Origin of the sequence: Holdemanella porci, from assembly GCF_019052655.1 — a bacterium.
In the GTDB taxonomy this organism is placed as follows: domain Bacteria; phylum Bacillota_I; class Bacilli_A; order Erysipelotrichales; family Erysipelotrichaceae; genus Holdemanella; species Holdemanella hominis.
The window spans coordinates 1-430 of the sequence record NZ_JAHQVB010000183.1 but is presented as its reverse complement, the minus strand read 5'-3'; the positions used below and the strand labels follow the sequence as shown (position 1 = coordinate 430).

Below are 430 nucleotides of genomic sequence, written 5' to 3'. Positions count from 1 at the left end.
TTTTTTAGGAGAGAGATATGAATATTGGTTTATTTCTATATTCATTGCCTTATCTTTAAGGCACTTATAGAATATCATCCCATGTTGTCATAATTTTAGTATAACTTTGGTAAATATTGTGAAATCAAAATGAATTATGTGAAATTTTTAAAATATACATCTTTTCTAAAATTTCCTTTTTTTCGTATTAGAGAGAGAAAGGAGGAATCATCTTGAATTCGATGGATATTGAGTCTAAGAAGTTTTTAGGACAACCCAAAAACTTTGTCTCGATCTTCAATGCACTTTTATTTGATGGACAACCAGTCTTGAAGCCTGAATATCTTAAGGATGAAAACAGTGAACTTGTCATGAATGTTTCTAGTAAGCATGTGGATATCATCAAGCGGTATGAGGGTGGTACTTATTTAGATTTGTTCGTGATTGAAAG

Annotated in this window: 1 protein-coding gene; it reads left to right on the top strand. The window is 30.5% G+C overall.

What is annotated here, in order from left to right; translation table 11 throughout:
• Window positions 1-212: 212 nt before the first annotated feature.
• Window positions 213-430 (top strand): hypothetical protein (locus KTQ83_RS12060; RefSeq protein ID WP_217256972.1); only part of this gene is annotated, 218 nt, incomplete at its 3' end.